At 64.6% G+C, this 13,682-nt stretch carries 15 protein-coding genes; 11 read left to right on the top strand and 4 right to left on the bottom strand.

Annotated features, from left to right (window positions below):
• Positions 1-60: 60 nt before the first annotated feature.
• Positions 61-861, bottom strand: a complete 801-nt coding sequence (locus AB7F49_RS22955; protein WP_428526653.1) for an IclR family transcriptional regulator — start codon at positions 859-861, stop codon at positions 61-63.
• A gap of 110 nt (positions 862-971) precedes the next feature.
• Here AB7F49_RS22955 and AB7F49_RS22950 point away from each other — a divergent pair, with 110 nt between their 5' ends.
• The 11 genes from AB7F49_RS22950 (at position 972) to atzF (ending at position 12,166) form a co-directional block, all read left to right on the top strand.
• Complete coding sequence (locus AB7F49_RS22950) at positions 972-2,345, top strand: MmgE/PrpD family protein (protein WP_428526651.1); 1,374 nt, start codon at positions 972-974, stop codon at positions 2,343-2,345.
• Between the two features lie 2 nt (positions 2,346-2,347).
• On the top strand, positions 2,348-3,139 hold the full coding sequence (locus AB7F49_RS22945) for an enoyl-CoA hydratase-related protein (RefSeq protein WP_428526649.1): 792 nt from the start codon (positions 2,348-2,350) through the stop codon (positions 3,137-3,139).
• A gap of 121 nt (positions 3,140-3,260) precedes the next feature.
• Positions 3,261-4,244 carry a Bug family tripartite tricarboxylate transporter substrate binding protein gene (locus AB7F49_RS22940; protein WP_428526647.1) on the top strand — a complete coding sequence of 328 codons (984 nt, stop codon included), beginning with the start codon at positions 3,261-3,263 and terminating at the stop codon, positions 4,242-4,244.
• Positions 4,245-4,308: 64 nt separating this feature from the next.
• Positions 4,309-5,070 (top strand): SDR family NAD(P)-dependent oxidoreductase, encoded by a 762-nt coding sequence (locus tag AB7F49_RS22935; protein ID WP_428526645.1) that lies wholly within the window; start codon positions 4,309-4,311, stop codon positions 5,068-5,070.
• A gap of 316 nt (positions 5,071-5,386) precedes the next feature.
• Positions 5,387-6,346 carry an amidohydrolase family protein gene (locus tag AB7F49_RS22930; protein WP_428526643.1) on the top strand — a complete coding sequence of 320 codons (960 nt, stop codon included), beginning with the start codon at positions 5,387-5,389 and terminating at the stop codon, positions 6,344-6,346.
• A complete protein-coding gene (locus tag AB7F49_RS22925) occupies positions 6,343-7,170 on the top strand; it encodes an IclR family transcriptional regulator (protein ID WP_428526641.1) in 828 nt (275 codons plus the stop codon). The genes AB7F49_RS22930 and AB7F49_RS22925 overlap by 4 nt, the downstream gene beginning before the upstream one ends.
• A 14-nt stretch (positions 7,171-7,184) precedes the next feature.
• Positions 7,185-8,027, top strand: a complete 843-nt coding sequence (locus tag AB7F49_RS22920) for a cyclase family protein (RefSeq protein WP_428526639.1) — start codon at positions 7,185-7,187, stop codon at positions 8,025-8,027.
• A complete protein-coding gene (locus tag AB7F49_RS22915) occupies positions 8,024-8,365 on the top strand; it encodes a cupin domain-containing protein (protein WP_428526638.1) in 342 nt (113 codons plus the stop codon). The genes AB7F49_RS22920 and AB7F49_RS22915 overlap by 4 nt, the downstream gene beginning before the upstream one ends.
• Before the next feature lie 102 nt (positions 8,366-8,467).
• A complete protein-coding gene (locus AB7F49_RS22910) occupies positions 8,468-9,283 on the top strand; it encodes an SDR family NAD(P)-dependent oxidoreductase (RefSeq protein WP_428526636.1) in 816 nt (271 codons plus the stop codon).
• 1 nt (position 9,284) lies between these two features.
• Positions 9,285-10,196 (top strand): 3-hydroxyacyl-CoA dehydrogenase family protein, encoded by a 912-nt coding sequence (locus AB7F49_RS22905; protein ID WP_428526635.1) that lies wholly within the window; start codon positions 9,285-9,287, stop codon positions 10,194-10,196.
• Between the two features lie 179 nt (positions 10,197-10,375).
• Positions 10,376-12,166 (top strand): allophanate hydrolase, encoded by a 1,791-nt coding sequence (atzF, locus tag AB7F49_RS22900; RefSeq protein WP_428526633.1) that lies wholly within the window; start codon positions 10,376-10,378, stop codon positions 12,164-12,166.
• 19 nt (positions 12,167-12,185) lie between these two features.
• Here the strand turns inward: atzF and AB7F49_RS22895 are convergent, their stop codons facing one another.
• From AB7F49_RS22895 to AB7F49_RS22885, 3 genes are all read right to left on the bottom strand, one after another.
• Positions 12,186-12,866, bottom strand: coding sequence for a GntR family transcriptional regulator (locus tag AB7F49_RS22895; RefSeq protein WP_428526631.1), 681 nt, complete (start codon positions 12,864-12,866; stop codon positions 12,186-12,188).
• A 4-nt stretch (positions 12,867-12,870) separates the two neighbouring features.
• A complete protein-coding gene (gene hpxZ, locus AB7F49_RS22890; RefSeq protein WP_428526698.1) occupies positions 12,871-13,263 on the bottom strand; it encodes an oxalurate catabolism protein HpxZ in 393 nt (130 codons plus the stop codon).
• A 134-nt stretch (positions 13,264-13,397) separates the two neighbouring features.
• Positions 13,398-13,682, bottom strand: a 285-nt coding sequence (locus AB7F49_RS22885) for an amidase family protein (RefSeq protein WP_428526629.1), incomplete at its 5' end; no start/stop codon positions are given.

Raw genomic sequence — 13,682 nt, 5'->3', positions numbered from 1 at the left:
CGAATCGTCAGCGTGATCGACAGCAGATTGCCACAGCTCGCGCATTACTTCTTGCCTTTGTCAGCCACGATATCCGATCCTGCGCGAGATCGCGTCGGCCGCCTCGTGAACCAGGGGGCGCAGCGCCCGTTCGCCACCCAGCGAATCGGACAGCTTCTCGGGAACGATCACGGTAATCGCGGCAACCACGCGGGAGTCGTGGTCGCGGATCGGAAAGGCAAGGCTGACCAGACCCGGGTCGGCGATCGAATGGTGGAATACATAGCCGCGCTTGCGGTCCGCTGCGATCTGGCTGTTGAAGTCCGGTAGTGGCGGGACCGCATTGGGGCCGCGCACCTCCTTGCGCAGCCTGTCATAAATAACGCGCAGCCGCTCTTCCTCCTGATGCGCGAGCATGATCCGCCCGCTCGACGTGGTATGGGCGGGAAGTCGCGCGCCGAGTTGCAGGTTGATCACGAGCCCGGCATGCGGCACCGCCCGCGCCAGATAGACGGCATGCCAATCGTCCAGGATCGCGACATGCGCGGCGGCATTGGTGCGGTCACTGAGCGCGCGCAGGAACGGCTGCGCGGTCTCGGTGATCGGCTGGGCGTGCAGATATTCGAAGCCGAGATCTAGGGTCCTGGACGTCAGGCGGTAGCGCCTCGTCTCGGGATCGCGGGAGATGAAGCCGTCGGCTTCCAGCGTATAGACCAGCCGATAGGCCGCCGAGCGCGACAGGCCCAGCCCGGCTGCAAGTTCCGCGAGGGTCTTGGCGGGCTTGCTGCGCGGAAAGAGTTGCAGGAGCGCCAGCCCGCGCGACAGGCCCGGAACGATATAGCGCGGATCAATCCGGTCTTCATCAGGTCGGCGGGTCGGCATCGGGGGACCTCTGTGGCGCGCGGCGTTTTTTATATCAAACCTTGCGTTGACATGACAAACGAGCTTTCCTAACCGGGACCCATCCGATTGCCGAAAAGGGACACGGTTACATGGGACTGACGGCCGACATGGGGCGCTTCCTGGCGTCGTTGCGTTTCGAAATGCTGCCGTCGGATGCGGTGAAGACGGTGCGGCTCGGCTTCACCGATTGCATCGCGTGCATGATCACCGGCTGGAACGAGGCGGTGACCCGCACCGCGGCACGCGGCCTCGGCATCGTCCATGACGGCGCCAATACCACGATTTCGGCGCTTCAGGCTCCGGCGCCCGAACGCGCGCTGATCTACGGGGTCGCCTCCCATGCCATCGATTACGACGACACCGGCCTTGCCGGCCACCCGAGTGCCATCCTCGTCCCCGCCATCCTGTCGGAGGCGGCCGAGACCGGCGCCGACGGGCGCGCAATGATCGCGGCCTATGTCGCGGGATATGAACTCTGGGCCGACATGGCACGGCGCGATCCCGACCAGCATCATCGCAAGGGATGGCATCCGACCGCCATGCTCGGGACCATCGCGGCGGCCGGCGCGGCCGCCTCGCTGCGCGGCCAGGACGCTGCGATGGCAACGCGCACCATCGGCGTCGCGGCCTCGCTTGCGGGCGGCATCGTCGGCAATTTCGGTTCGATGACCAAGCCCTATCAGGTCGGACGCGCGGCGCAGTCCGGCTTGCTCGCGGCGCGGCTCGCGGAGGCGGGTCTGACCTCCACCGACACCGCGATCGAGGACGACCTCGGCCTGCTGCGCGCCATTTCGCCCAAGGGCCAGGTCGACACCACAACGCCAGCGAATTTCGGCAAGGACTGGGGCATCCTGCGCGCCGGGATCAACATCAAGCTCTACCCGGTCTGCTACGCCGTTCATCGCGCCATCGACGCGGTCATCGACCTGCGCAAGCTCAAGCCGGTCAAGCCGGAGGAGGTCGAGGCCATTGATCTCGAAATCGGCGAGACCCAGGCGGAAATTCTCCGCGTCCATCGTCCGACCAATGGGCTCGATGCGAAAATCTCCGGAGAATTCGCGATGGCCTCGGCGATCGTGGCCGGCGCCTGCGGCAATGCCGAACTCACCGACGGCTTCGTCAACCGGGCGGACGTGCAGGACCTGATCCGCAAGGTGCGGATCGTGACGATGCCCGAACGCGACGACCACGAACCCGCACATTCGCCGTTCGACCGCGTCACATTGCACATGCGTGGCGGCGGCAAGCTGACGACGGAAGCGGTGACGCGGCCGCGCGGGCATTTCCAGCGCGGCGTCGAAACCGAGGCAATGTGGGCGAAGTTCGAAGACTGCGTGAAGCCCTCGCTCGGCGAGCGCGGCACCCGCACGCTGTTCGATGCGATCCAGGGCATCGACCGCATGCGTTCGGTGGCGGATTTCGGCCTGTTCCCCGCCGGCAGGCGCGCGGCGAGCGCGGCATAACAATGGACGGTCTCAAGCATCTTCTGGTGGAGCGGCCCGAACCCGGGCTGATGGTGGTCCGCTTCAACCGCCCCGAGGTCCATAACGCACTCAACACGGCGACCTCGGAAGACCTTTACAAGGTGTTCGGCAAGCTGGCCTTCTATCCGGGCGACGTGCGCTGCGTGATCCTGACCGCGACGGGCGAGAAAGCGTTCAGCGCCGGCGGTGATCTCAAGGAACGCCAGGGCATGACCGACGAGCAGTGGCGCGCGCAGCACGCCATCATCGAGGAGGCGGCCTATTCGGTGATCAACAGTTCGGTGCCGGTAATCGCCGCAGTGAACGGGGTTGCGTTCGGCGGCGGCTGCGAACTCGCATTGTGCTGCGACTTCATCTACGCCGCACGCCATGCGCGTTTCGCCCTGCCGGAAGTCACACGCGGCATCATGCCGGGCGCAGGCGCCACCCAGAATCTTCCGCGCGCGGTGGGCATCCGGCGCGCCAAGCAAATCATCATGAGCGGCCTGCCCTTCTCGGCCGAGGAAGCCCATGAATGGGGCATGGTGAACGAGGTTTGCGATGCCGCCGACCTGATGCCGAAGGTCATGAGCCTTGCAAAAACGATCTGCGACAACGCACCGATTTCGGTGCGGCAGATCAAGAAGGCCGTCAACGCCTCCATGAACATGGACCTGCAATCGGGGCTTGCATTCGAAATCCAGTGCTATGAGCGCATGATCTCCACCGAGGATCGCCACGAGGGCGTGCGCGCCTTCAACGAGAAGCGCAAGCCGCAATTCAGGGGACGCTAGGCAGGATGTTTGGTGTTTGGTCAGCCAACACTTTGGTTGAACTGACAAGCTGCGCCTCTACAATCCGTCCGACAATGCCGAACGGCAGCGGGCGAACCGCCGATCCAAGGGAGGACTCCACATGACATTCCGCAGACGCGCCGTTGTTCTTGCGCTGACAGCATGCGGCCTGGCGATTGCGACGGGTGCAGCATGGGCGCAGGACAAATGGCCGAGCCGCGCGATCACCCTGATCGTCCCCTATCCGCCCGGCGCCTCGACCGATTTCACCGCGCGTCTGATCCGCGATCCGCTCGAGGCCGAGCTCAAGGTTCCGGTCGTGGTGGAAAACAAGCCGGGCGCCGGTGGCACCATCGGCGCAGCGCTGGTCGCGAAGGCCGCCCCCGACGGCTACACCTTCATGGTGTCGGTGAACGCACCGGTCACCATGAATGCTCATATGCAGAAGAATTTTCCGTTCGACCCGATGAAATCCTTCACCCCGGTGATCAAGGTTGCCGACGTCGTGATGACTCTCGCCGTCAACGCCAAGCTGCCGGTCAAGAGCGTGCAGGAACTGATCGATTACGCGAAGAAGAATCCCGATCAGAAGATGAGCTTCGGCAGCGCGGGAATCGGCTCCGCGCATCACATCGCCGGCGAGCTGATCAAGCAGAAGACCGGCATCAACATGGTTCATGTACCCTATCGCGGCGGCGGCCCGGCCATTGCGGACCTTGTGGCCGGCCACATTCCGATCAGCTTCGGGACCACCCCCGCTGTCTTGCCGCAGGCGAATGCCGGGACCATCCGCATCATCGGCCTCGTCGAACCCAAGCGCTCTCCGGATCTTCCCGGCATTCCGACAGTCTCCGAGACGGTGGCGGGCGTTGTGACTTTCAACTGGCTGGGGGTGTTCGCGCCGCTCGGCACGCCGAAGCCGATCGTGGACCGTGTCAACGCCATCATATCGGAAGCAATCAAGAAGCCGGACGTGATCGCGAAGATGAAGACGCAGGGCGCGACGCCGGCGGGCGGCACGCCGGAGGAACTGCAGAAGTCGATGCAGGAAGAATTCGATCACTGGACCAAGGTGATTCCGTCCATCGGCATCACGCCGCAATAATCGGAACGCCTTTGTATCGCGGCGCCCGAGCGGATCGGGCGCCGCATTCATTTGGGATGACACCATGCCAGAACAGGACTTGCAGGGCCGCGCCGCAATCGTCACCGGATCGGGGCGCAATATCGGGCGCGCGATTGCGAATGCGCTGGCCAGGAAGGGCGCCACGGTTGTCGTCAACGGCTCCTCCAACCAGGCCGCGGTCGACAACGCGGTGGCCGAGATCAATGCGGCCGGTGGCAAGGCGATCGGCGTGATGGCCGACGTGTCGAAGGATGAAGACTGCGCGAAGCTGGTTCAGGCTTGCGTCGATGCCTTCGGCTCGGTCGACATCATGGTCAATAATGTCGGCATCCGCCGCTATCAGGCCTTTCTGGAGATCACGCCGGAAGACTGGAACAACGTGCTCGCCACCAATCTCAGCTCCGCCTTCTACCTGTCGCGTCACGCGATCCCGCACATGCGCAAGAACAAGTGGGGCCGCATCGTGCTGATTTCCGGCTTCGACGGATTCTGGGCGCAGGTGACGCATCGCGCGCACAACATCACCTGCAAGGCCGGCATGCACGGGTTGGCAAAGGCAATCGCGCGCGAGTTTGGATCCGACGGCATCACCGCCAACACGGTTGCGCCCGGCGCGATCGATACCGAACGCGACTGGAGCCAGTATCCGCATCAGGCGAAGGAGAAGATCCAGTCCGAGATTCCGCTCGGGCGCTTCGGTGACGTGACGGAAGTGGCGGCTGCGGTTGCATTTCTCGCTTCTCCCGGCGGCGGCTTCGTCTCGGGCCAGGTCACGCATGTCAATGGCGGGCATTACATGATCTGACGACGCGTCGCCCCCGCGGAAGCGGGGGCCCATAACCACCGTTCTGGAATATGGGTCCCCGCCTTCGCGGGGACGACTGGCAGACAAAGCTCCGCCGTCCCTGATTTTAGCCAGTTCGGGCGGGCGACGGCTTTTGCCGCCCTCAAATTCATCCAACGGGATTCTGAACTGCACGGCGGTTCGGACACAAACCACCGCGATTTGACATCGCGGCATCCCTGCATATGATGACCACAAAATGATACAGGTGTACCGTATTGCGGTGCATTATCCAGGGAGAGGACGGGCGGCAGATCACAGCCGTCCCGTGCGCAACATGAAACGGATCGCGCTCGAAGAGCATTTCCTCGCCCCCGGCTTCGAGGATTACTGGCTCAAGACCGTCGAGGACGTCGAGCCGGCCCGCTACGCGCAGGTGCTGGCACGGCTGAACGATTTCGGCGAGCAGCGGCTGTCAGCGATGGATACCTCGGGTATCGGGCTTGCGGTGCTCTCGCTCGCCGGCCCCGGCGTGCAGATCGAGCGCGATGTCGCGACGGCGACCCGCAAGGCCTGCGGGGCCAACGACTTCCTTGCGAGCCAGGTGCAGAAAGCGCCGGACCGCTATCGCGGCTTCGCGCATCTCGCCGTGCAGGACGCGAAGGCGGCCGCGGACGAACTGGAACGTTGCGTGCGCGACCTCAAGTTTTCGGGCGCGATGATCAACGGCCATACCAACGGGCAGTATCTCGACCATCCGGACACATATCCTTTATGGGAACGCGCCGAGGCGCTCGGCGTGCCGCTCTATCTGCATCCGGCCGATCCGATCACGCCCATGCCCGCGCTCGACGGCTATCGCGGCCTGAAACGCGCCACCTGGGAATGGACGGTGGAGACCGGCACGCATGCGCTGCGCATCGTGTTCTCGGGGCTGTTCGATCGCTTCCCCGGCGCGAAGCTCGCGCTTGGCCATCTCGGCGAGACGCTGCCCTATCAGCTCTGGCGCTTCGACAGCCGCGCCAAGCTCTATGGGGTGAAGCTGAACAGGCGGCCGTCCGATTACATCCGCGACAACCTCGTGGTCACGACCTCCGGCATGTTCTCGTTCGAGCCGATCGACTGCGCGCTCAAGGCGCTGGGCCGGGCGAATGTCATGTATTCGGCGGATTATCCGTTCGAGGATCCGGTCGAAGCCGGCGCCTTCATGGACGAGTTGCCACTCGATTCCGACGTAGTCGCAGACATTTCCTACAACAACGCCGCACGCCTCCTGCGCATCGGAGCGCCAGCATGAACGTCGCGATGAAACGTCCTGTCAAGGCGCCGGGCACCGAGAAGAGCCAGGAAAAGAGCCAAGAGCGGATTCAGGAGAAGAGCCAGGTTCAGGTGATCGCGCGCGCCGCCTCGATCATGCGCGCGCTGGAAGACACCACCACCGGGCTGAGCCTCGGCGAGATCGCGCTCAAGGTCGGGCTGGCGCGCTCGACCGTTCAGCGCATTGTGGCCGCGCTGGAAACCGAGAAGCTCGTCGTCGCCGCCTCGCCTGCCGGCCGGGTGCGGCTCGGGCCCACCATCCTGCGGCTCGCCGGTTCGGTGCGCACCGATTTCGTGACACTGGCGCGGCCGTTCCTGATCGAACTGTCGAAGGAGTTGCACGAGACCGTCGACCTTGCCTCGGTCAAGGGCGACCATCTGGTATTCATCGACCAGGTGATCGGCTCGCAGCGCCTGCGCACGGTGTCGGCGGTCGGCGAGACGTTCCCGCTGACCTGCACCGCCAACGGCAAGGCCTATCTCGCCGAACTGGACGATCGCGCGGTCGAAGCGCTGATCGGCAGGAGCTACAAGGCGCGCACCCAGCATACCATCACGAAGTTGGCGCAGCTTCTGGACGACATCCGCGCCATCCGCCGCAACGGCTACGCCCTCGACCGCGAGGAGCATACGCTGGGCATCTGCGCTGCCGGCGTCGCCATGCGCGACATGCTCGGAAATTATGTGGCGATCTCGGTGCCCGTGCCGACCCAGCGCTTTCAAAAGGAGCGAAACCAGATTTGCGAGCGCCTGCTCGCCACCAAGCGCGTGCTGGAAGAGCACCTTTCCAGTGCGACCGGATAAAAGGAGGAACGCAGATGGCGAAAATTCGCGGCATCGAGTTTGAAGAAAATCTTCACAATGCGATGGGGCTCGAGTTCTACAACCTGTCGCATCGCTTCGGCTATCAGTCTCCGAACTGGCCCTATTTCGAGGACGTGAAGATCGAACGCATTCACTACATGGCGAAATCGGGCGTGCTGTCACAGCGCATCACCACCTCGATGCACAACACCACGCATATCGACGCGCCCGCACACGTCGTGCAGGGCACGCCGTTCATCGACGAGGTGCCGCTGCCGCATTTCTTCGGTTCCGGCATCGTGGTGTCGATCCCGAAGAAGAAGTGGGAGCCGATCACCTATGACGACATGGAAAAGGCGGCCGGCAAGATCGTGCGCCCCCGCGACGTCGTCATCGTCAATACCGGCTGGCATCATCAATACGAGGACTCGGAAGACTATTTCTGCCGCGCGCCCGGCTTCGTGGCGTCCGCCGGCGACTGGTTCGTCGAGAAGAAGGTCAAGGTGGTCGGCCACGACACCCAGGCCAACGACCATCCGCTCGCCACCGCGATCGGACCGCAGCGGAACGGCCCGCTGCATCCGCATCTCGCGGACGAATACAAGGAGTGGTCGGGCGGGCGCGACTGGAAGGACGATTTCCCGGAATGGGAGCCGGTGCATCGCAAGCTGTTCTCCAACGGCATCCTCGGCATCGAGAATGTCGGCGGCGATCTCGACAAGGTCACCGGACGGCGCTGTACCTTCGCGTTCTTTCCGTGGAACTGGGATCGCGGCGACGGCTGCATCATCCGGCTGGTCGCCATGGTCGACCCGAAAGGCAATTATCGCATCGAGCGCGGGGAGACGTTCAAATGATCGTCCGCAAATTCAACGAGGCGAAGCCTTACGAGGCGCCGAACCATCGCGGCTATAGCTCTCTGCGCCTGTTCGGCGCGGAGGCTGGCGGCTCCAAGGAAATGATCGTCGGGCTGTCGCACTTCCTGCCCGGCGGCGGCGCGGGACCCGACGGCTCGCCGCCGGAGAAGGTGTATTTTGTGGTTTCGGGCGAGCTCACCGTCATCGTCGACGGCAAGGAGCATGTGCTGAGGGCGAACGATAGCTGCTACATCGGCCCGAACGAAGTGCGCGAGATCGTCAACCGGTCGAACGAGGTCTGCACCATCGTGGTGGCGATGCTGCCGCCGCGGAAATAATTTGATGCGGTCATCGCCGGCGAAGGCGGGCGATCCAGCAATTCGAAATCCTGGTTGGATGGATGCCCCGCCTGCGCTGGGCATGACAAAGGTTGGTGTTCCATGTCCGAAGATTTCCTGAAAAATCCGCTCTCCCTGTTCGACGTCCGCGGCAAGACCGCGATCGTCACCGGCGCATCCGGCGCGTTCGGTGCTCTGGCGGCAAAGGTGCTGGCGGGCGCCGGCGCCAATGTGGTCATCGCCGCCGGCAAGGCTGACGAACTGAAGAAGACCGCGGCCGAATGCGAGGCACTCGGTGCGAAGGTCGAAAGCGTCGCTGTCCGCCCCAGTTCGGAAGCCAATTGCGACAGGATCGTCAAGGCGGCGGTCGACAAGTTCGGCCGGCTCGACATTCTGGTGGTCGGCTCCGGCAAGAACGATGTCGCCAAGATCGTCGACATGGCGCCGGAACGCTTTCTCGACGTGATGGACGCCAATGTCACGCAGAGCTGGCTGATGGCGCGCTCCGCCGGCAAGCAGATGCTGGCGCAGGGCAAGGACGGCCGGACGGCCGGCAAGATCGTGCTGATGTCGTCGGCGCGCGGCCTGCTCGGCCATCCCGCCGGCTACACCGCCTATTGCGCGTCGAAATCGGCGGTCGACGGCATCACCAAGGCACTCGGCTGCGAATGGGGCGATACCGGCATCACCGTGAATGCCATCGCGCCGACGGTGTTCCGCTCGGCCCTGACCGCGTGGATGTATGAGGACACCGACAAGGCCAGGGGCGTGCGCGGCGCATTCCTTGCGCGGGTACCGAAGGGCCGGCTCGGCGAGCCGTCCGACCTCGCGGGGCCGCTCCTGTTCCTCGCGTCCGCGGCATCGGATTTCTATACCGGCCACATCCTTTATGCCGACGGCGGCTACACGGCGGGGTGACATGGCTGACAGGGCGCGCATCGCCGTCATCGGCGCCGGCCTGATGGGTCATGGCATCGCGCAGGTATTCGCGCTCGCCGGCCATGACGTGACCATCACGGATTCGTTTCCAGCCAATCTCGATACGGTGAAAGCACGCATCAGCGCCAACCTCGCCGATCTGGAGGACGATGCGGATGCCGTGAACCGCGTCACGCCGAATGCAGATCTGGCGACGACCGTGCGCAACGCGGATTTCGTGGTCGAGGCGGTGCTGGAAGATCTGGCGCTGAAGCAGAAACTGTTCGCCGAAATCGAACAGCATGCGCGGCCGGATGCGATCCTCGCCAGCAACACCTCCGTGATTCCGATCACAAGAATAATGGAAGGGCTGAGGCACCGCGAGCGCGCCCTCGGCACGCATTGGTGGAATCCGCCCTATCTGGTGCCGCTGGTCGAAGTCATCGGCACGCAATGGACCGCGCCAGCCGTGATCGAAACCACGATGGCTTTGCACAAGGCCATCGGCAAGACCCCGGTGTACGTGAAAAAGGATGTCGCGGGCTTTGTCGGCAACCGGCTGCAGCACGCGTTGTGGCGCGAGGCGGTGGCGCTGGTCGAGCACGGCATCTGCGATGCGGAGACGGTCGATACCGTGATCAAGGCCGCGTTCGGGCGCAGGCTTGCCGTGCTGGGACCGCTGGAGAATGCCGATCTGGTGGGCACCGACCTGACGCTTGCGATCCACAAGACTGTGCTGCCGGAGATCGACAGCCGCCCGGCCGCTTCGCCCTATCTCGAAAAGCTGGTCACGGAGGGCAAGCTCGGCTTCAAATCGGGCGAAGGCTTCCGCACCTGGACCCCGGAGCAGCAGAAGGACCTGCGCACAAAAGTGACGCAGCATCTGAAGGCCGCCCGCACGCAGGATCGATGACACCGGGGGCTCGGCTTCCCGTTCCCCGGCCGGCGCTCGCCATGCGGCCGCATTTCCGCGCCATTGCGCAAGGGCCGGATTTACGCGGGGTCAGCCGCTGGCTATAGCTCTTGCCATGCTCCTTCCGGCTCCGGCAAATCGTTCATGATCAGTCCCGTCCTTGGCCGCCCGTGTCTCCGATGAGCGAGACGGTCAGCGATATCGTCGCCGCACACCGGTCCGGCGCCGCCACTCCCGAACAGACCGTCCGCCGCTCGTATGAGCGCATCCGTGCCTATGATGATCCGGCCGTATTCATCAGCTTGCGGGACGAAGCCGAGGCGGTCGCGGAAGCGCGCGAATTGATGTCCGCCGGACCGGCCGGCAAGCCGCTCTACGGCGTGCCGGTCGCGGTGAAGGACAATATCGACGTTGCAGGATTGCCGACCACGGCGGCCTGTCCGGCTTTTTCCTACAGGGCCGGCGCCGACGCGACCGCGGTCACGCGGCTGCGCCTCGCGGGTGCGATCGTCATCGGCAAGACCAACCTCGACCAGTTCGCGACCGGCCTTGTCGGCGTTCGCTCGCCTTACGGCGTGCCGCGCAATCCGCATCGTTCCGATCTGATCCCGGGCGGCTCCAGCTCCGGATCGGCCGTCGCGGTGGCCGCGGGGCTGGTGCCGGTCGCACTCGGTACCGACACCGCGGGCTCCGGACGCGTGCCGGCCGGACTCAACAATATCGTCGGGCTCAAGCCGAGCCTTGGGCTGGTCTCGACCACCGGCGTGGTCCCGGCCTGCCGGTCGCTGGACTGCGTCTCGGTGTTCGCGCTGACCGTCGACGATGCCTTCGCCGTACTTCAGGCGATGGTGATCCCGGACGCGAGCGATCCCTATTCGCGGGTGATGCCGCTCGGCACGCTCGGCGCTGCGCCGCCATCGATGGTGATCGCGGTGCCAGATGCGAATGGACGGATGTTCTTCGGCGACGCCAGCAGCGAACAATCATTCGAGACGGCCATCGCGCTTCTGCGCAACATGGGCGCTCAGGTGCGGGCGATCGATGTGTTCCCATTGCTGGAGACGGCTCGGCTTCTGTATGAAGGTCCCTGGGTCGCGGAGCGTTATGCCGGTGTCGGCGCCTTCATCGAAAAGAACCCCGACAAGGTTCATCCCGTGACCCGTGACATCATCCTTGGCGGCGGAAAGATTTCGGCCGCCGACACCTTTCGCTCATTCTACCGGCTGGCCGCACTCAAGCGCACGGCAGCTGAAATCTTCTCCGGGTTCGATGCCTTGATGGTGCCGTCGGTTCCGGCCGCCTACACCGTGTCACAGCTTGAGGCCGATCCGGTTGCGCTGAACAGCAATCTCGGCACCTACACCAACTTCGTGAACCTGCTCGACCTGTGCGGTCTTGCCGTTCCGGTGTCGTTTGCCGGCAACGGCACGCCCTATGGCGTGACGTTTCTGGCGCGCGGCGGCCGCGATGCCGGGCTGGCGAGCCTCGGCCGCGTGTTCCACGCGCAGACCGAATTGCCGCTTGGCGCGCTGGACGTGAAACAGCCGGTGCCGAAAGCGCTCGCTCCCATGGCAAGGCCGACCGAAATCGCGATCGCCGTGGTCGGCGCGCATCTGTCGGGCATGCCGCTGAATGGCGAATTGCGCACCCTTCATGCACGTTTCGTCGAGGAGACGAGCACCGCGCCGGACTATCGGCTCTATGCGCTTGCCGGCACTACGCCGCCGAAGCCCGGCATGCTCCGCGTCCCGGAGGGCACCGGGGCCGCCATCGCGCTGGAAATCTGGGCCCTGACGCCGGACAATTTCGGCCGCTTCGTTGCCGGCGTGCCGGCACCGCTGTCGATCGGAACGCTCCGGCTGGCCGACGGGCGGCAGGTGCATGGTTTTCTGGTCGAGCCGCTCGCGACCGAAGGCGCCCGCGATATTTCGGAATTCGGCGGCTGGCGCGCGTTTGTGGAAAGCAAGTGACGGCGCGTCTGCTTGCGGCCTAGAGAGACTGCACATACGCCTCGTATTCCTCACGCACCGTGAGGATATGCGCGCGCATCGCATCGCCGGCAGCCGCGCGCTGACCGCGCAGGATCGCAACCACCACCTTGTCGTGCTCGACGTATGATTTCGACAGGCGGCCAAGATTGCGAAACTGCGCGCGGCGGAACGGTTGCACCCGCGCGCGCGTGGCGACTGCGACTTCGGCAAGATACGCGTTGTGAGCGCCCGAATAGATCGCGCCGTGAAAGGCTTCGTTGATCTCATGGTGACGCTGCGGATCGCCGACCTGAATCAGCAGCCGCAATTGCTCGTGCACCGTTTCGAGATGGCGGCGCTCCGCGGCCGTCATCCGTTCCGCTGCCAAACCAGCGCACAGTCCCTCGATCTCACCCATCGCTTCGAACATGCCGACAAGCCGGTCCTCGGTCGGTCGCGCGACCACGGCCGCGCGATGCGCGCGCGCGTCGACAAGCCCGCTGGCAGCCAGTTGGCGGATCGCCTCGCGCACCGGAGTCCGCGAAACGCCAAAGCGCGACGCGAGTTCGGTTTCGTCCAGCGGCGTGCCGGGCACCAGCACGCCGCGCACGATCTCGTCGGCGATCTGCAGCCGCAATTCTTCCGCGAGCGTACGGCGGCCACTTTCGGTGACGCGGATTTCGCGGGCGTAGAGATTCATCGCATCAGCCCTGCTTCGGCGGCTCCATCAGGCTGACATGGGCCGCGACGACGCGCCAGCCCTCCGGGAACCGCACCCAGGTCTGCATTTGACGACCGACCCGTCCGGGAGCCGAGGGCCGCTGGTAGAGGGTTGAAGCCACCGCGAAGTCGTGGCCGTATGTCGTGATCACGGTCTTCGAGAGCGTGCGGCCCAGCGCTACCGGCGTGCGCGCAGCGCGGAAGGCCGCGATCTCCTCATATCCATAGAGATTCTCGGTGGCGCCATAGCGGATGGTTTCCGGGGCCTCGCGGAAAATCGCGTCGAGCACATCGACCTTGTTGTTGACGAGCGCGTCCTCGTATTTCTCGAACGCGGCCGTCACTTCGGCAACCACGTCCGGCAGATTCAGTTCCAAGGCCATTCAACAAGCTCCTCCCGCTTCGTCATTCCAGACGGCCGGAACGGCCGGGCCCGGAATCCATACCCGCGATTGGTGGCTATGGATTCCGGGTTCGCCGCTGCGCGGCGGCCCCGAATGACGGACAGTTTCTAGTTCAACGGCGGCCGCGGTGCCACAACCGTACCCATGTCCTCCAGGTATTGCGCCACGCGCAAGGCGATGTCCTCCCTCCATGGCGCCGCAATGATCTGCACGCCGATCGGCAGCGGCTTGAGCGGAACCGGCACCGCCACCACGGGCAGGCCGATAAACGAAACCGGCTGGGTGAATATCCCGATATTGGGGCGAACCGGCATTTCGATGCCGTCGAGCTTGATAGTCTGCTGGCCGATCGCTGGCGCAGTACAGGGCGTTGCCGGCGCAAGGATCACGTC

Origin of the sequence: Pseudorhodoplanes sp. (genome assembly GCF_050250235.1) — a bacterium.
In the GTDB taxonomy this organism is placed as follows: domain Bacteria; phylum Pseudomonadota; class Alphaproteobacteria; order Rhizobiales; family Xanthobacteraceae; genus Pseudorhodoplanes.
This window is presented reverse-complemented; position numbering and strand designations above follow the sequence as displayed.